This window comes from Bordetella sp., assembly GCF_057362025.1.
In genome coordinates, this window is the sequence record NZ_JBMQQZ010000042.1 from 68,045 (window position 1) to 84,708 (window position 16,664).

Annotated in this window: 14 protein-coding genes; 7 read left to right on the plus strand and 7 right to left on the minus strand. The window is 66.3% G+C overall.

The genetic code is table 11. The features are described from left to right. The first annotated feature begins 17 nt into the window (after positions 1–17). Together ACO1P8_RS09565 and ACO1P8_RS09570 are read left to right on the plus strand one after the other, a co-directional pair. Entirely contained in the window at positions 18–683 is a 666-nt protein-coding gene (locus ACO1P8_RS09565; RefSeq protein WP_486295652.1) for a glutathione S-transferase family protein, read from the plus strand. Between the two features lie 183 nt (positions 684–866). Further along, positions 867–2,405: a DHA2 family efflux MFS transporter permease subunit gene (locus tag ACO1P8_RS09570; protein ID WP_486295653.1), complete on the plus strand. Its 1,539-nt coding sequence runs from the start codon at positions 867–869 to the stop codon at positions 2,403–2,405. Between the two features lie 131 nt (positions 2,406–2,536). On the opposite strand, the gene ACO1P8_RS09575 is transcribed toward ACO1P8_RS09570, so the two are convergent. Genes ACO1P8_RS09575 through ACO1P8_RS09585 form a run of 3 tightly spaced genes read right to left on the minus strand, consistent with a single transcriptional unit; the run spans position 2,537 to position 5,417 of the window. After that, positions 2,537–3,670, minus strand: a complete 1,134-nt coding sequence (locus tag ACO1P8_RS09575; RefSeq protein ID WP_486295654.1) for a deoxyguanosinetriphosphate triphosphohydrolase — start codon at positions 3,668–3,670, stop codon at positions 2,537–2,539. Positions 3,671–3,717: 47 nt separating this feature from the next. Beyond that, entirely contained in the window at positions 3,718–4,794 is a 1,077-nt protein-coding gene (gene aroB / locus ACO1P8_RS09580) for a 3-dehydroquinate synthase (protein WP_486295655.1), read from the minus strand. Then, positions 4,791–5,417, minus strand: coding sequence for a shikimate kinase (locus ACO1P8_RS09585; RefSeq protein ID WP_486295656.1), 627 nt, complete (start codon positions 5,415–5,417; stop codon positions 4,791–4,793). The genes aroB and ACO1P8_RS09585 overlap by 4 nt, the downstream gene beginning before the upstream one ends. A 114-nt stretch (positions 5,418–5,531) precedes the next feature. On the opposite strand from ACO1P8_RS09585, the gene ACO1P8_RS09590 reads away from it, so the two are divergent. Further along, positions 5,532–7,970, plus strand: a complete 2,439-nt coding sequence (locus ACO1P8_RS09590; protein ID WP_486295657.1) for a penicillin-binding protein 1A — start codon at positions 5,532–5,534, stop codon at positions 7,968–7,970. A gap of 39 nt (positions 7,971–8,009) precedes the next feature. Here ACO1P8_RS09590 and cyaY read toward each other — a convergent pair whose 3' ends face one another. Next, on the minus strand, positions 8,010–8,339 hold the full coding sequence (gene cyaY / locus ACO1P8_RS09595; RefSeq protein WP_486295658.1) for an iron donor protein CyaY: 330 nt from the start codon (positions 8,337–8,339) through the stop codon (positions 8,010–8,012). A gap of 31 nt (positions 8,340–8,370) precedes the next feature. Between cyaY and lptM the strand changes: the two genes are divergently transcribed. Both lptM and lysA read left to right on the plus strand, forming a co-directional pair. Further along, positions 8,371–8,598, plus strand: a complete 228-nt coding sequence (gene lptM / locus ACO1P8_RS09600) for an LPS translocon maturation chaperone LptM (protein WP_486295659.1) — start codon at positions 8,371–8,373, stop codon at positions 8,596–8,598. Continuing rightward, positions 8,595–9,887 carry a diaminopimelate decarboxylase gene (gene lysA, locus ACO1P8_RS09605; RefSeq protein WP_486295660.1) on the plus strand — a complete coding sequence of 431 codons (1,293 nt, stop codon included), beginning with the start codon at positions 8,595–8,597 and terminating at the stop codon, positions 9,885–9,887. Before lptM ends, lysA begins: the two co-directional genes overlap by 4 nt. A gap of 102 nt (positions 9,888–9,989) precedes the next feature. Here lysA and ccsB read toward each other — a convergent pair whose 3' ends face one another. The 3 genes from ccsB to ACO1P8_RS09620 form a co-directional block, all read right to left on the minus strand. Continuing rightward, the gene (gene ccsB, locus ACO1P8_RS09610) at positions 9,990–11,279 is read right to left on the minus strand and encodes a c-type cytochrome biogenesis protein CcsB (protein ID WP_486295667.1); all 1,290 of its coding nucleotides are present in this window, start codon (positions 11,277–11,279) and stop codon (positions 9,990–9,992) included. A gap of 63 nt (positions 11,280–11,342) precedes the next feature. Then, entirely contained in the window at positions 11,343–13,346 is a 2,004-nt protein-coding gene (locus tag ACO1P8_RS09615; protein ID WP_486295668.1) for a cytochrome c biogenesis protein ResB, read from the minus strand. Between the two features lie 229 nt (positions 13,347–13,575). After that, on the minus strand, positions 13,576–14,277 hold the full coding sequence (locus ACO1P8_RS09620) for a c-type cytochrome (protein ID WP_486295661.1): 702 nt from the start codon (positions 14,275–14,277) through the stop codon (positions 13,576–13,578). A gap of 210 nt (positions 14,278–14,487) precedes the next feature. Here ACO1P8_RS09620 and yihA point away from each other — a divergent pair, with 210 nt between their 5' ends. Next, a complete protein-coding gene (gene yihA, locus ACO1P8_RS09625) occupies positions 14,488–15,111 on the plus strand; it encodes a ribosome biogenesis GTP-binding protein YihA/YsxC (protein WP_486295662.1) in 624 nt (207 codons plus the stop codon). Further along, the gene (gene hemB, locus ACO1P8_RS09630) at positions 15,108–16,127 is read left to right on the plus strand and encodes a porphobilinogen synthase (protein ID WP_486295663.1); all 1,020 of its coding nucleotides are present in this window, start codon (positions 15,108–15,110) and stop codon (positions 16,125–16,127) included. The genes yihA and hemB overlap by 4 nt, the downstream gene beginning before the upstream one ends. Positions 16,128–16,664 lie beyond the last annotated feature (537 nt).

The following is a 16,664-nucleotide window of genomic DNA, read 5'->3' on the forward strand; positions in this document are numbered from 1 at the left end:
ACTATCCTGGAGCGCCTATGTACACCCTTCTGATCGGCAATAAAAACTATTCGTCGTGGTCGCTGCGGCCCTGGCTCGCGCTCAGCGCGGCCGGCATTCCGTTCAAGGAAGAAAAGCTGGCGCTGTTCACGCCGGAATTCGCGGCGCGCCTGGCCCCCATTACCCCGGCCGGCACGGTGCCCGTGCTGCTGGACGGCGACTTCGCGATCTGGGATTCGCTGGCCATCTGCGAATACGTGGCGGAACGCCATCCGCAGGCGCGGCTGTGGCCCGCCGACCAAAAGGCCCGGGCCCGCGCGCGCGCGCTGGCGGCCCACATGCACAGCGGCTTCGGCGACCTGCGCAACGTCCTGCCCATGAACATCGAGGCGCTGCTGCCCGGGGTGACCATCACACCGGCGGCGCAACAGGACATCTCGCGCGTACAGGCCATCTGGCAGGACACCCGGGCGGAATACGGCAAGGGCGGCCCCTTCCTGTTCGGCGGTTTCACCATCGCCGACGCCTTCTTCGCGCCGGTCGTCTCGCGCTTCATCACCTACGGTGTCACGGCGGCCGCGGGGCCGGTGCGGGAATACATGGACGCCGTGCTGTCCCTGCCCGCCATGCAGGCATGGATACGCGAGGCAAAGGCGGAAGGGCTGTTCGTGCCGCAGGACGAACCCTACCGCACGCAGCGGTAGGCCAGGCGCCCGCACCGGCGGGTGGATGATCGCGGCGGCAACACGCCGCCGGTCGGTCGGATGTCGAAATCCGGTCGAACCGATCGTCGTCATGGAAGCGCGCGCGGTTTACCGGGCAGCGCCTTGCCATCGATCCACCGTGCCGGGCCGGCACACGGTGCGCAATACAACAGGAGAAAATCCATGACACACGGCATCGAAGGCCGTAAACGCTGGTACGCCCTGACAGTGCTATGCCTGGGAGTACTGATGATCGTGCTGGATACGACCATCGTGAACGTGGCGCTGCCATCCATCCGCGCCGATTTGAAATTCACGGAAACCTCGCTGGTATGGGTGGTCAACGCCTATATGCTGACCTTCGGCGGTTTCCTCCTGCTGGGCGGACGCCTGGGCGACCTGTACGGACACCGGCGCATGTTCCTGGCCGGCCTGGCATTCTTTACGGTAGCCTCGCTGGCCTGCGGCATGGCGCACACGCGCGAATTCCTGATCGGCGCGCGCGCCGTGCAGGGATTGGGCGGCGCGGTCGTGTCGGCCGTCTCCCTCTCGCTGGTGATGAACCTGTTCACCGAACCGGCGGAGCGCGCCAAGGCCATGGGGATCTACGGATTCGTCTGCGCCGGCGGCGGCAGCATCGGCGTGCTGCTGGGCGGACTGCTCACATCCACCCTCAGCTGGCATTGGATCTTCCTGGTCAACCTGCCTATCGGCGTGGCGGTGTACGCCCTGTGCCTGGCGCTGATTCCGCGCGGCCGCGGCCTGGCCGCCGAAGGTCCGCTGGACATCGGCGGCGCGGTCACCATCACGGCGGCCCTGATGCTGGCGGTCTATGCCGTCGTCAACGGCAACACGGCGGGATGGAGCTCCCCGCAATCCGTCACCATGCTGGCATCGGCCGTGGTCCTGCTGGCGCTGTTCCTCGTCATCGAATCCCGCGTGCGCGCGCCGCTGGTGCCGCTGCGCCTGTTCCGCCTGCGCAACCTGGCAATTTCCAACATCGTCGGCGTGCTGTGGGCGGCCGCGATGTTCGCCTGGTTTTTTATCTCCGCGCTGTATCTGCAATTGGTACTGGGCTACGACGCCATGAAGGTCGGCCTGTCCTTCCTGCCGGCCAATCTCATCATGGCGGCGTTCTCACTGGGGCTGTCGGCACGGCTGGTCATGCGCTTCGGCATACGGGCGCCGCTGGGCATCGGCCTGCTGATCGCCGCCGCCGGCCTGGTGCTGTTCGGCTACGCTCCCGCGCAGGGCAGTTTCGTCCTGCACGTGCTGCCGGGGATGCTGTTGCTGGGCCTGGGCGCGGGCATCGCCTTCAACCCCGTTCTGCTGGCGGCGATGAGCGATGTGCGGCCCAGCGAATCCGGCCTGGCGTCGGGCATCGTGAATACCTCTTTCATGATGGGTGGATCGCTGGGCCTGGCAGTGCTGGTCAGCCTGGCCGCGGCACGCACCGGCATGGCGGAAGCCGCGGGCACGGCCCCGGCCATCGCGCTGAACCAGGGATACCAGCTCGCCTTCCTGTGCGGCGCGGCCTTCGCGCTGGCCGCCGCGATCCTGGGCGGATGCTGGCTGCGCACGCGCCTGCAGGCGGATCACGGCGAACATGCGGAGCACAGAGAGCACGGGGAACACGATCGCCAGCCCGGCCGCCACGAGGAACGCGGCGCCCACGGTTCGGCTGAGGAAACGGTGCCGCAGGGGTCCGGCTCACCTCGCTGAAGGACCCGGAATGCATCGCCAGCGCGCCGACAGCAGCATCGAGGCGCGGGAGCCGACGCGGGCCCGTGCGCGGATATCCTCGCACGGCACCAGGCATCGGTCCCAGCGACGCCTCTCGCGCCCCCATGGGTTCACGACATATCGAACAGGCGCTTGTGCTCGCGCATGGCGTAGCGGTCCGTCATGCCCGCGATGTAGTCGGCGATCGCCCGGGCCTGCCCGTCGCGCCGTTGGTAATCGGGCGGCAGCAAACGGGGATCCGACAAAAACGCGGTGAACAGGTCCCGCACGATGCGCCGCGCCTTGGAGGTCATGCGCATCACGCGGAAATGCCGGTACAGGTTTTCGAACAGGAAGCGCTTCAACTCGTCCGCTTCGGCGCGGGTCTCTTCGGAGAATCCCACCAGCGCCGGCGCCTCGCGCACATCCTCCACGCTCGCCGGCCGATGCTGCGCGATGCGGGCCGCGGTGTGGGTGGTCAGGTCGACGATCAGCGTATTGATCATGCGCCGGATGGTCTCGGCGATCATGCGCCGCTGCGAGACATCCGGGTACTGCGCGACGACCGCGTCGTAATGGCGCGCGAAGAAGCGGACCTGACGCAGCTGCTCCACGGTGACCAGCCCGGAACGCAGGCCATCGTCGATGTCATGGTTGTTGTAGGCGACTTCATCCGCCAGGTTGGCCAACTGGGCTTCCAGCGACGGGCGCCGCCTGCGGATGAAGCGCTCGCCGACGGCACCCAGCTGCCGCGCATGGGCCAGCGAGCAATGCTTGAGTATGCCTTCGCGCGTTTCGAAGCACAGGTTCAGCCCATTGAAGGCCGCGTAGCGTTCTTCCAGCTCATCGACCACGCGCAGGCTTTGCAGGTTATGTTCGAAGCCGCCGGCGCCGGGCGCGAGCTCGTGCATGCAGGCGTTCAGCTCATCCTGGCCGGCGTGGCCGAAAGGGGTGTGGCCCAGGTCATGGGCCAACGAGATGGCCTCGGTCAGTTCCTCGTTCACGCGCAGGCTGCGGGCCAGCGTGCGCGCGATCTGCGCGACTTCCAGGCTGTGCGTCAGCCGCGTGCGGAAAAGATCGCCCTCGTGGTTGATGAAGACCTGGGTCTTGTATTCCAGGCGGCGGAACGCCGTGCAATGGATGATGCGGTCGCGATCGCGCTGGAATTCGCTGCGGTTCTGCGGCGGGGGTTCGGCATGCGCGCGGCCCCGGCTATGGAGAGGATTGGCGGCGTAGGCAGCCAGTGTGTCCGCGACTGTGTTCATAGGGCGATCATGGTTGATTCCTGTCTATCGGACCCACGCCGGCACGATCAGCCGACGGTACGCGCCAGCACCCGCCGCACGGCGTCCTCCGGCGCGGCCCGGGTAATGGCCTGCCCGATACGTGGCGTCAGGACGAAGCGTATCTCGCCGCCTTCCGCTTTTTTGTCCACCCGCATCAAGGCCATCCAGCGTTCCGCGCCCAGGTCGGGGGCCGTGGTCGGGCAGCCGATGGCCTCGACCAGCTTCCTGACGCGGGCCACGTCCGCCACGGGGAAACCGGCCACCTCCGCGGACAGTTCCGCCGCCTGCACCATGCCGCAGCCCACCGCCTCGCCGTGCAGCCATGCGCCATAGCCCAGCCCGGACTCGATCGCGTGGCCGAAAGTGTGGCCCAGGTTCAGGATGGCGCGCAGGCCGGACTCGCGCTCGTCCTGCGCCACGACCTTGGCCTTCAGTTCGCACGACACCTGGATGGCATGTCCCAGCACGCGGCGATCCAGCGCACGCAGCGACGCGGCATGTTCTTCGCACCACGCCCAGAAACCGGCGTCCAGGATCATGCCGTATTTGATGACTTCCGCCAGCCCGGCGGACACTTCGCGCGCCGGCAGGGTGGCCAGCACGTCGGTATCGATTTCGACCGCCACCGGCTGGTGGAAAGCGCCCACCATATTCTTGCCCAGCGGATGGTTCACGCCCGTCTTGCCGCCGACCGATGAATCCACCTGCGCCAGCAGCGTGGTGGGCACCTGCACGAAGCGGATGCCGCGCATATACACCGCCGCGGCAAACCCCGTCATATCGCCGATCACGCCGCCCCCCAGCGCCACCAGCACGGAACGCCGGTCGAAGCCGTTGGACAGCAGCGCATCGAAGATCTGGTTCAACGTGCGCCAGTCCTTGTGTTCCTCGCCATCGGGCAGTTCGATGCGCACGACCTTGCGGCCTGTCCTGGCCAAAGCACGCTCGGCGCGCTCGGCATACAGGGACGCGACGGTGGGATTGGTGACGAGGCCGATGGCGGTGGCGTCGGCCGGGATGGCCTCGTCCAGGCAATCGAGCCTGCCCGGCGCGATACGTATGGGATAGCGGGCGCCGGGAACGGCGACGTCGACGACATTCATGTTTTCTTCTCGTAGGCCTGCAGTTTGGGCACCAGGTGCTTGACCAGGGTGCTGACGGGGATGCAGCCGGTCTCGATGGTCAGGTCGGCGACTTCCTGGTACAGCGGCTCGCGCCGCGCCAGCAGATCGCGCAACGTCGCGCGCGGATCGGCCGTGGCCAGCAAAGGGCGGTTGCGATCGCGGCAGGTGCGGCGATACAGCTCATCCACGCTGGCGCGCAGGTAGATGACGATGCCGTCGCGCCGCAACACGGCGCGGTTTTCTTCCGCCAGGATGGCGCCGCCCCCGGTGGCCAGCACGATGCCCCGCCGCGCGGCGCAGTTCGCCAGCGCGGCGGCTTCCCGCTTGCGAAAGCCGGCCTCGCCCTCGATCTCGAAAATCACCGGCACGCGCACCCCGCAGCGGGATTCGAGTTCGTGGTCCAGGTCGACGAACTCGCGGCCCAGCACGCGCGCCAGCGACCGGCCGATCGTGGTCTTGCCCGCGCCCATCATGCCGACCAGGAAAATCGGCGTGTCGTAAGGCAGGCTGGCCAGCGGCGTGGCGCAGGGGGCGGCGCAGGTAGCGGATTCGGGTTCGGCTGCCGGCGCGGCGGCCGCGCAATCGGGTTGGGACGCGTTCATAAAGCGTATTATCCCATTGGGATCAGTTGCCCGCGCGCCACACTGAACCACGCTGTTACAGAAACCGCGCGCGCACCCGGATCGGGGGCGCGGGTTCCCCGTAAAATCGCGGCGATGAGCAAGCCCCAGACTTCAACTTCCAAAAAAGACAAGCCCGATTCGAGCGGCTCCCCCTTTGTCCGTTTCTTCTTCAAGCTGGGCATTTTCTGCGCCGGACTGGCGTGCTGCGGCCTGCTGCTGGGCGGCATGGCCCTCGCCCTGGCCTGGCCGAACCTGCCCGACCTGCACGCGATGACGGACTACCGTCCGCGCATCCCGCTGCGGGTCTATACCGCCGACAAAGTGCTGATAGGCGAGTTCGGCGAAGAACGGCGCAACGTGCTGCGCTTCAACGAAATCCCCGACGTCATGAAGTCCGCGGTCCTGGCCGCGGAGGACGACCGCTTCTACCAGCATGGCGGCATCGACTGGACCGGAGTGGTGCGGGCCGGGCTGACCAACCTGATCAGCATGTCGAAGTCGCAGGGCGCCAGCACCATCACGATGCAGGTGGCGCGCAACTTCTACCTGTCGTCCGAAAAGACCTACACCCGCAAGTTCTACGAACTGCTGCTGACGTTCAAGATCGAGTCCAGCCTGAGCAAGGACCAGATCCTCGAGCTATACATGAACCAGATCTATCTGGGACATCGCGCCTACGGCTTCGCCGCGGCGTCGCGCACCTATTTCGGCAAACCGCTGTCGCAGATCACGCCGGCGGAAGCGGCGATGCTGGCAGGTATCCCGAAGGCGCCGTCGCGCTTCAATCCCATTTCCAACCTGCCGCGCGCGGAAGTGCGCCAGCACTACGTTCTGGGCCGCATGCACAGCCTGGGCTACCTGACGGACCCGGAATACCAACAGGCGATGGCCCAGCCCATCGTCATCAAGTCGGCCGAAGGCACGCCGGCCGGGGGCTACGCCATCCATGGCGAATACGTGGCCGAACTGGCGCGCCAGCTGCTCTATGGCGTGTACCAGGACAACGTCTACTCCCGCGGCATCAATATCTACACCACGGTCCAATCCAAGGACCAGGAAGTCGCCTACCGGGCCGTGCGCGACGGCGTGCTGGACTACACCCGCCGCGCGCCTTACCCCGGCCCCGAAGCGCAGCTGGACCTGCCCGCCGGCGTGGAAAAAGATCCGCAAGCCCTGGACGATGTGCTGGACGGCGTGCTGGACAAGTACTCCGACAGCGACGACCTGCTGGTGGCGGTGGTGCTGTCGGCCAGCCCGACGGAAATCAAAGTGGCGCGCAGTTCGCGCGAAATCATCACCATCAACGACAAGAAAGTGCTGTCGGTGGTCGCGCGTGCGCTGAATCCCAAGGCCAAGGACGACCTGCGCATCCGCCGCGGTTCCGTGGTGTACATCCACAAGCTCGGACCGGACGCTTGGGAAGTCCTGAATATGCCCTCGGTGCAGGCGGCCTTCGTGTCGCTGTCGCCCCAGGACGGCGCCATCCGCGCCATGGTCGGCGGCTTCGATTTCTACCGCGGCAATTTCAACCGGGTCACGCAGGCGTGGCGCCAGCCGGGTTCGAATATCAAGCCCTTTATCTATTCGGCCGCGCTGGAGCGCGGCCTGACGCCGGCCACGCAGATTTCCGACCAGCCCTTCGCGCTGAGCGCGGCGCAAACCGGCTCCAAGGCCTGGACGCCCAAGAACTACGGCAACGCCTACGAGCCCATGCTGACCATGCGGCAGGGCCTGTACAAGTCCAAGAACATGGTTTCCATCCGCATCCTGCAGGCCATCGGACCGCAGTATGGGCAGGATTACCTGACACGCTTCGGCTTCGACAAATCGCGCCAGCCAGCCGTGCTGCCCCTGGCGCTGGGCGCCGGTTCGGTCACGCCGCTGCAACTGGCCGGCGCCTATTCCGTATTCGCCAACGGCGGCTATCGCGTCACACCCTATCTGATCGACCGGGTCACCGATAGCAGCGGCAAGGTCGTCATGCAGTCCAAGCCGTTGGTCGCCGGCGATTCGGCCGCTCGCGCCATCGACCCGCGCACGGCCTTCGTCATGGACGACATGCTGCGCGGCGTCGCTACCTACGGCACCGCGGCGCGCGCCCGGGTGGTCCTCAAGCGCAACGACATCGCGGGCAAGACCGGCACCACCAACGAATCCGTGGACGCCTGGTTCTCCGGATACACCCCCAGCCTGGAAGCAACCGCGTGGCTGGGGTACGACCAGCCCAAGTCGCTGGGCTCGCGCGAAACCGGCGGCGGCGCAGCCTTGCCGATCTGGCTGGACTATATGCAGGAAATGCTCAAGGGCGTACCCGAACAGAAACAGCGGCCCAGGCCCGACGGTCTGATCGTCGATAACGGCGAGTACTATTTCTCGGAATTCCCGCCGGGCCAGGCGGTGGCGCGGCTGGGCTTGCCGGCGCCCGGTTCGGACAGCCTGGGCGATCTGTTGAACTCGCTGCGCGCCGCCGATGCCGACAGCCGGCCATCCGGAACCAGCTTCGGCGAAGGATCCCTGCCCGGACAGCAGTAAGCCGGACGCGTGGCGGCGGGTTCCCCGAAGCGGCGAACCCTAGACCTTCACAGTAATCGGCGCGCCCGCCGCGTCCGAACAGATCTGCGACAAGGCGTCGTGCAAGGGCGGACCGCCGCGCGTATCCAGCCAGTGCTGCCCGTCGTAGCGGTAGTGAAAACCGCCGCTGCGCGCCGCCACCCAGAGTTCCTGCATGGCGGCCTGGCTGTTGATGACGACGTGCGTATCGTCTTCGAAAACCAGGGTCAGTACATTGCCGCTGCGGTTGGCTTCCACGTCGACATCGAGCGCCCCGGCCCAGTCGTCAGCCTGGCTTTCGATGCTGTCCAGCACCTGCTCCACCAACGCAAGAAATTCGGTTTCGTTCATAATCCAGTCTGCAAGAATTACGGAGTTCCCAGTGTCCCACCCGGCATACAGCCGTACCGCTCTACGCATTGTAGCCACGCTGGCTGCCGCCGCGTCGCTCGCGGCCTGCGGCTACAAGGGCCCGCTCATGGCACCTTCCCAGGCGCCCGTGCTCAAGCCCCCGCCCAAAGTCGTGGCGCCACTGACATTCCGTGCCGCGCCCGGGGTTCACCTGGTGCCGGCCCTTCCCGACTACCCGCCGTCCGCGACGCAACAATGAATCCTGTCTCTTCCGCGCCGGCGCAGCCTGCCGGCTATCCGCATTTCCATTACCAGAACGGCGCCCTGCATGCGGAAGGCGTGCCCCTGCAGATGCTGGCGGAGCGCCTCGGCACGCCGCTGTACGTGTATTCGCGCGCGGCGCTGCAGGCCGCCTGGGAATCGTACCGCGTCGCCGTCGCCGGGCGCGACGTCCTCGTGTGCTACGGCATGAAGGCTAATTCCAACCTGGCGGTGCTGAAGGAATTCGCCCGCCTGGGCGCCGGCTTCGACATCGTGTCCGGTGGCGAACTGCATCGCGTGCTCACGGTGGGGGCGGATCCGGCCAAGGTCGTGTTCTCCGGGGTCGGCAAACAGGCCTGGGAGATGCGCAAGGCGCTGGAAGCAGACGTCAAGTGCTTCAACGTCGAATCCGAAGCCGAACTCCACTTGCTGTCGGACGTGGCGGTTTCTCTCGGCAAGACGGCCCGCGTGTCGCTGCGCGTGAATCCCGACGTGGATGCGGGCACCCACCCGTATATCTCGACCGGGCTGAAGGAAAACAAATTCGGCATCGCCATCGCCGATGCCCCGCGCATCTACCAAACGGCCGCGGCGCTGCCCGGGCTGCACGTCACCGGCGTCGATTGCCACATCGGCTCCCAGATCACGGATGTCGCGCCCTACCTGGACGCCCTCGATAAGCTGCTGGACCTGATCGACGGCTTGCGCGCCGCCGGCATCGCGGTAGAGCACCTGGACCTGGGCGGCGGCCTGGGCATCCGCTACACCGACGAAACGCCCTTGCAGCCGGCCACGCTGCTGGGCCAAGTCTACGAACGCCTGGACGCGCGCGGCTGGGGCCATTTGAAGCTGATCATGGAACCAGGGCGCTCGCTGGTGGGCAATGCCGGTGTCCTGCTGACGACCGTGCAGTTCCTGAAGCACGCGGAAGCCCGCAATTTCGCCATTGTCGACGCCGCGATGAACGACCTCATCCGTCCGACCCTGTACGACGCCTGGCACGGCGTGCTGCCCGTGCAGCCACGCGGCGGCGCCACGCAGGAATATGACGTCGTCGGCCCGGTCTGCGAAAGCGGCGATTGGCTGGCCAGGCAGCGCGCCCTGGCGGTCGAGCGCGGCGACGTACTGGCCATCGAGTCCACCGGCGCATACGGCATGGTCATGGCCGGCAACTACAACACGCGTCCGCGCCCCGCCGAAGTCATGGTCGACGGCATGGAATTCCATGTGATCCGCCAACGCGAAACGGTGCAAGACCTGCTGCGCGGGGAAACCACGTTGCCCTGAGTCCTCTCGGGCCCGCGCGGCGCAGCGCTCCACGACGCCCGGAAAGGCGTTCTTCCCTGGGAAGGACGCCTTTTTTCCTATATGCGGAAGCCGCCGCCGGGACTACAGCTGCCCGTAGGAATGCAGGCCCGACAGGAACATGTTCACGCCCAGGAAGGCGAACCCGGTGATCAACAGTCCGACCAGGGCCCAGTAGGCCGCCATCGCCCCACGCAGGCCCTTGATCAGGCGCATGTGCAGCCAGGCGGCGTAGTTCAGCCAGACGATAAGCGCCCAGGTTTCCTTCGGATCCCATTGCCAGTAGGCACCCCAGGCGTCCGCCGCCCACAGCGCGCCCAGGATGGTCGCAACGGTGAAAAAGGCGAAGCCGACGGTGATGGCGCGATACATGATGTCGTCCAGCACCGCCAGCGGCGGCAAGGCCGCCGCCACGCGGCGCCGGCCCAGCAGGATGCCGCCGACGATGACCGCGCCCACGCCGAAATACTCCATCCATGCCGCCGACAAGCCCTTGGTACGGAACACCATGGGCTCGGCGCACAGCAGCACGCCCAGGATGAACAAGGGGGCCAGCTTGCGCCAGGACGTCGTTTCGCCATGCTCTTTCACCAGGTAGGCGAAACCCACCATGGCCGACAGCGAGAACGTGCCATAGCCGATGAAATTCGCCGGCACGTGCAGCTTCATCCACCAGCTCTTGAGCGCCGGCACCAGCGGCTGGATCTGCGCGGCGTCCCGGGTAAAGGCGTACCACAGCAGGAACATCACCGCCGAGGAAATCACCAGCAGCACGAAACCGCCCAGGGCGCGGGTTGCGTAGCGGCGCTCGTAGTACAGGTAGAAAAGCGCCGTGATCAGCGAAAACAGCACGAACACTTCATACAGGTTGCTGACCGGGATATGGCCGAGGTCCGGCCCCATCAGATGGCTTTCGCGCCAGCGCACCAGCATGCCGGTCAGGCCGGCGAATACCGCGCCCCAGGTCAGCGCGGTGCCCAGCCACGCGGCCGTCGGGCTGAACAGGCCCAGCCAGTAAGAAACCGTCGCCAGCACGAACAGCGCGCACATCCACAGGATGGCGGACTGCGAGGACAGCAGGTATTTCAGGAAGAACACGTCCTCGGCACGCCCCAGGTCATGCCCGTACAGCATCACCGCCAGACCGCTGGCCAGCGCCGCGGCGATCATCAGCCGGCGCAGGGGACGCCACAGCCAGCCCAGCCAGGTCAGCACCAGCACGGCGGCGCTCAGGATGACTTTCTCGTAATAATCCATGGAGCCGGCAAAGCGCGTCAGCGCATAACCCGCCCCCACGGCAAGCAGCAGGAAAAACACGGCATCGGTCCAATCGGGACGCCCGCGCCGGACGCGCGCGTCGCCGCTTTCGGCCATACCTTCCTGCCACAGGTTCTCGTGCGCGGAGGAAATTGCGGATTCGGACATGAGCTTGCTACCTCACTGCTTCAGGCGCAGCAGCGCCTCTTTGAGCCGGTCGAATTCACGGTGGAAGTCCAGTGTACGCCGCTGGGATGTCATTGCCGCGTGCACGGCGCTCCCGCGGCCTTCCGGGCCGGGCGCCACCCACACCCAGACGCGGCGATCGCGGATGAAGAACATGCTGAACACGCCCAGTATCAGCAGCAGGCAACCGATGTAGACCGCCTTTTTGCCGGGCGTGCGGCTGACCTGGAACACGCTGGCCTGCACCTGCTTGAAATCCGACAGCGCGAAGAATACAGGCGCCGGATACATTGCCAGGTCGGACAGCGCGGCCACCGCGACACGCGACCAGACCTCGGCGCGTTCGGCGGCCGGGCCTTCGGTCGGCAGCGGCGGCAATCCCGCCCGCTCCCGCTCCATGACGCGCAGTTCGCCCACGCTGGCGCCAATCAGCCGCACCACGATATCGGCCGCGCGCTCCAGTTCGGATGCCGGCGCATTGCTCTGCAGGAAACCCGCCACTGCCTGCAGGCCGCCTTCGGAGAAGGTCTGCAACGCACGTTCCGCGGCAGTCTGCAGGGGCTGGCGGTCGCTGCCGGCCGGCGCATTCTTTTCCGCGAAGCGGCGCGCCGCCTCCTTGCGCGCCTGCGGATCGGCCAGCAAGGCGCGCAGGCGCATGAATTCGGCAACGGAGTTGTCATCGTCCGCGGGAAGCCGCAGGTAACGGTAGTTCTCGCCGGCATTGTTGCGCACGCCCGCCAGGAATACCGGAAAGCCGTCCAGCACCACCGGCAGCATGTAATTGCGGAACTCGTGCGCCTGGCCGCTGGCGTCGATCAGGCGGTATTCGACCGCCGGGCCCACGTTGCGCAGATGTTCGTTGCGCTTGCCCGCCGCACTGCCGGCCACCGACGCGACGTTCTGGACGAAATCGCGGGCCGGCTTGGGCGCGCCGCCCGACAGGTCCTCGACGTTGATCGGACGCAGCGCCGTGATGTCCACCTTCAGCCCGCGCGCGTCGGCCGGCGCATCCTTACCCGTATCGCTGCTCTTGCCCACGGTGCCCGATACCTCGAACGGCGCCGCATCGCTGCCGCGCAGAGGGTAGCCGCGCAGTTGCACGGAACTGCCGCCATCGTCGAAACTGGACTGGTACACCGTGACGCCCTTGTAGCGCAGCGGCTCGTTGACTTCGATGGTCTTGTCGAAGGTCTTGCCCGTATCGGGGTCGCGCACCTCGACTTCGCTGGCGAAACGGCTGGGCATGCCCGTCGAGTAGTAATCGACGATGAACTTCTTCAGCGTCAGGGTAAAGGGTATCGGCTGCACCAGGGCGCCGTCGCCCACCATGACGACCGCGTTATTCGCGCGCCCGCCTTCCGGAATCATCATGCTGGAGCGGAAGCTCGGGTTGTTCACCGACAGCCGGCCGCTGGGCGGCACCTCGCTGATCAGCATGTTCTCGACGATGGGCTTCTTGCCGCCCAGCCACACCTGCGCGCGTACCGCCAGCTCGCTATCGAGCAGGCCACCCACGCAAATCACGATCATCGCCGTGTGGGCGAAGATATAGCCAAGCCGGTTGGCACTGCCTTTCTTGGCGGCCAGCAGCACGCCATCGCCGTCCTGGCGCTCCTTGACCGCGTAGCCCAGCGACTTCAGCAGCTGGCGGGTGCGGGCCAGGGTATCCGCCGACGCCGCACCGCTGTCGAACTCCACCCGCTGCGGAAAGGCGCGTAGGCTGGACACGCGCACATATTCGCGGAAGGACACCGCGTCGCGCAGCATCTTGGGCGCATTGCGCGTCAGGCACACCCCGGTGGAGACCACCAGGAATGACATGATGACCAGGAACCACCAGCTGTTGTAGACGTGCCAGAGGGAAAATTTGTCGAAAACGCCATACCAGAACGGCCCGAACTGGTCGATGTAGGCGGAAGAGGCCTGGTTCTGCACCAGCACCGTGCCGACGATGCTGGCGACGCAGATGAACATCAGCAGGCTGACGGCGAAACGCATGGAGCCCAGGAGCTCCAGCATATCCCCGGGCAGGGAGCGCAGATCGTAGCGTAGGGTCGGGGGATTCTGATGCATGGGAAAAGGGGGCCGCCTGAACGACCGGGCGCCCCCTTGCTAGGGTCTGCGGGCCATCATAAGCGCTTCGCACTCATCGTGTCCGGCCGGGTGGCCTGATCCGGACAAGTATAGACAGGGCGCCCGCGCAATGGTTCGTGCACGGGCCGCACCGTCAGCGCAGGCCGGCGGCGTAGTCGGAAACCGCCTTGATATCGTCGGCCGTCATGCGGCTGGCGATCTCGTGCATGGGCTGGCTGTTGTTCCGGCTGCCATCCTGGAAAAGCTTCAGCTGCTCTTCGATATAAGAGGGGAACTGGCCCGACAGGCGGGGATACTGTGCCGGAACGCCAGCCCCGTTGGCGGAGTGGCAGGACGCGCAGGCCGGCACATTGCGGTCGGGCAGGCCGGCGCGCCAGATGGTCTGGCCGCGATCCACCAGGGATTTCTGCCCAGCGGTGGCGGGTTCCTTCAGCTGCTGCTGGGACAGGTACAGGGCGATGTTCTGCATGTCCTGCGGCGTCAGCGACTGCACGATGGCCGTCATGGGCGTGGGATTGCCGCCCGCACCGTTGCGCAGCGGCACCTTGGCGCCCTGCTTGAGCTGGAAATCGCCCAACTGCTTGGCCAGGTATTCATGCGCCTGGGCCGCCAGATTGGGATTGGTGGGAATGGTGCTGTTGCCGGCGGCGCCGTGACAGCTCGCACAGGCGATGATGCCGCGCGCCTGATCGCCGTTGGTATAGAGCTGTTCGCCCTTCCCAGCGTCCGGCTTGGCCGCCGGCGCCGCAGCATCGGCCGCGAAACTCGGAAAAACGGCGGTCGTACCCAACACCAACCCGCCCACAACCAACATCCGGGACAGCACACGCTTCATGAAAACCTCGACGTTCGCAGCATCGACTCACGGCGCTGGTACGCGCCGTTTATGATTTGCCTATGTTTTCCATTCGCCTGCCCACGAGCTGCCGGTATACCCCGAGTTCTGTGATGCGACGCGGCGTGCTACACCGTCAGCGGACTGGCGCCCACCCTTGCAAACGCCGGATTATACAATAGGGCTCGTACCCCTCTATTTACCATCCCCGTGTCCCTCCTCCATCGCGCCTCGTTTTTCATTTCGGCAGCCCGCCTGGATCAGCTGCCGCCGCCCGGCGCGCCGGAAGTCTGTTTCGTCGGCCGTTCCAACGCCGGCAAGTCCACGGCCATCAATGTCCTGACCAACCAGCGCCGCCTGGCCTTTTCCAGCAAGACGCCGGGACGGACGCGTTTGATCAACATGTTCGGCCTGCCTGACCCTTACGACCCCGAACGTCCGATGGGCTTCCTGGTCGACCTGCCCGGCTATGGCTACGCCGCCATCAGCCAGGGCGAACGCGACAAATGGGCCGAACTGCTCGGCGGCTACCTGGCCACGCGCGCGTCGCTGGCGGGCATCGTCCTGCTGATCGACATCCGCCGCGGCGTGACCGACCTGGATCGCCGGCTGGCGGACTTCATCGCGCCCACGGGCCGGCCGGTCCTGGCGCTGCTGACCAAGGCCGACAAACTGCCTTACGGCCAGCGCATGCGCACCGTCTTCACGGTGCGCAAGGACCTGGCGGATATCGGCGCGCTGCATACCGTGCCGTTCTCTGCGCCGGACCGCATCGGACTGGAAGAAGCCACCGAGCACATCGAAAACTGGATCTCTCCGAAGGTAGTGCCATGAATCACCACATCGTATCGGCGGGCTTTCCCGCGTCCCGGCCCCGTCGCCTGCGCCGCGACGATTTCACGCGCCGCCTGGTCCGCGAAAACACGCTGACCGCCAACGACCTGATCTACCCCGTGTTCGTCGCCGACGGCAAGGGCTTGCGCCAGGACGTGCCGTCGATGCCCGGCGTGGTCCGCTACTCGCTGGACACCCTGCTGCCGGTTGCGGAAACCTGCATGGAACTCGGCATACCGGTGATGGCGCTGTTTCCGGTCATCGACAGCGCGCTGAAAACGCCGGACGGCATCGAGGCGGCCAACCCGGACGGCCTTGTCCCGACGGTGGTCGCCGAACTGAAAAAACGCTTTCCCGAACTGGGCCTGCTGACCGACGTGGCGCTGGACCCCTACACCAGCCACGGGCAGGACGGCCTGATCGACGAAGCCGGGTATGTGCTGAACGAACCCACGGTCGAGATTCTGGTGAAACAGGCGCTGGTGCAGTCGCAGGCCGGCGTGGACATCGTCGCTCCCAGCGACATGATGGACGGGCGCATCGGCGCCATACGCCAGGCACTGGAAGATGCGCAGCACATTCATACCCGCATCATGGCTTATTCCGCCAAGTACGCGAGCGCCTTCTACGGCCCCTTCCGCGACGCCGTGGGGTCGGCGGCCAACCTGGGCAAATCGAATAAGGCCGTCTACCAGATGGATCCCGGCAATATCGACGAAGCCCTGCGCGAGGTGGCCGCGGATCTGGCCGAAGGCGCCGATATGGTCATGGTCAAGCCCGGCATGCCGTATCTGGATGTCCTGCGGCGGGTAAAGGATGCCTTCCGCGTGCCGACTTTCGCGTACCAGGTTAGCGGCGAATACGCCATGCTGAAAGCCGCCGCGGCCAACGGCTGGCTGGACCACGACAAAGTCATGATGGAAGCGCTGCTGGGATTCAAGCGGGCCGGTGCCGACGGCATCCTGACCTACTTCGCCATCGACGCGGCCCGCTGGCTCAAGAGCCGCGCGTCCTGATCGATCCGCAGCGCGCGGCGGCTACCACTGCACCCGGACGCCGCCGCCGATCCGCTCGCGCGTGCCGGCCGGGGATACGGGCACATCATCCACGCGCTCTGCCACACCATAGACGGTAACGTCCGGGCCCAGCGGTCTTTCGATCTTCGTTCCGGTATATCGCCGCCCTGTGGGCTTTTCTATCCGCGTGTAGGGACGCGGCGACGCGCCGTCGGCATCGCTCGATGGGGCGCCGCCCGGCAGCGGGGCGGCCGATGCCGCATTCCGGCGACGCCCAGGCCAACGAAGCACCGGCCAGCAAGATGCCCAGCACTGCCAGCGTCCGGCCGCACCCATGTGACAGAAACCTGCCGCGGTTCATACGTATTAATTTCCATGATCGGATCGGGTACGCACGCTGGTGGCGAAAGGCAAAGGCGCGGTTCCTGCTTTGCCGCCCGCCATATGGGACCTCGTACCGTCAGACCGCGGATTGTGCGGACTTGCGTTTCAGAATGAACCGCAGCTGGCGCAGGCCGCGGTCGAGCCTGCTGACCC

Coding starts and splice junctions, on each gene's coding strand:
- ACO1P8_RS09615 (WP_486295668.1), bottom strand. CDS start 13,346: ATGCGTTTCGCCGTCAGCCTGCTGATGTTCATCTGCGTCGCCAGCATC.
- hemB (WP_486295663.1), top strand. CDS start 15,108: ATGAATCACCACATCGTATCGGCGGGCTTTCCCGCGTCCCGGCCCCGT.
- ccsB (WP_486295667.1), bottom strand. CDS start 11,279: ATGGCCGAAAGCGGCGACGCGCGCGTCCGGCGCGGGCGTCCCGATTGG.
- ACO1P8_RS09590 (WP_486295657.1), top strand. CDS start 5,532: ATGAGCAAGCCCCAGACTTCAACTTCCAAAAAAGACAAGCCCGATTCG.
- ACO1P8_RS09565 (WP_486295652.1), top strand. CDS start 18: ATGTACACCCTTCTGATCGGCAATAAAAACTATTCGTCGTGGTCGCTG.
- cyaY (WP_486295658.1), bottom strand. CDS start 8,339: ATGAACGAAACCGAATTTCTTGCGTTGGTGGAGCAGGTGCTGGACAGC.
- ACO1P8_RS09585 (WP_486295656.1), bottom strand. CDS start 5,417: ATGAACGCGTCCCAACCCGATTGCGCGGCCGCCGCGCCGGCAGCCGAA.
- ACO1P8_RS09620 (WP_486295661.1), bottom strand. CDS start 14,277: ATGAAGCGTGTGCTGTCCCGGATGTTGGTTGTGGGCGGGTTGGTGTTG.
- lysA (WP_486295660.1), top strand. CDS start 8,595: ATGAATCCTGTCTCTTCCGCGCCGGCGCAGCCTGCCGGCTATCCGCAT.
- aroB (WP_486295655.1), bottom strand. CDS start 4,794: ATGAATGTCGTCGACGTCGCCGTTCCCGGCGCCCGCTATCCCATACGT.
- ACO1P8_RS09575 (WP_486295654.1), bottom strand. CDS start 3,670: ATGAACACAGTCGCGGACACACTGGCTGCCTACGCCGCCAATCCTCTC.
- ACO1P8_RS09570 (WP_486295653.1), top strand. CDS start 867: ATGACACACGGCATCGAAGGCCGTAAACGCTGGTACGCCCTGACAGTG.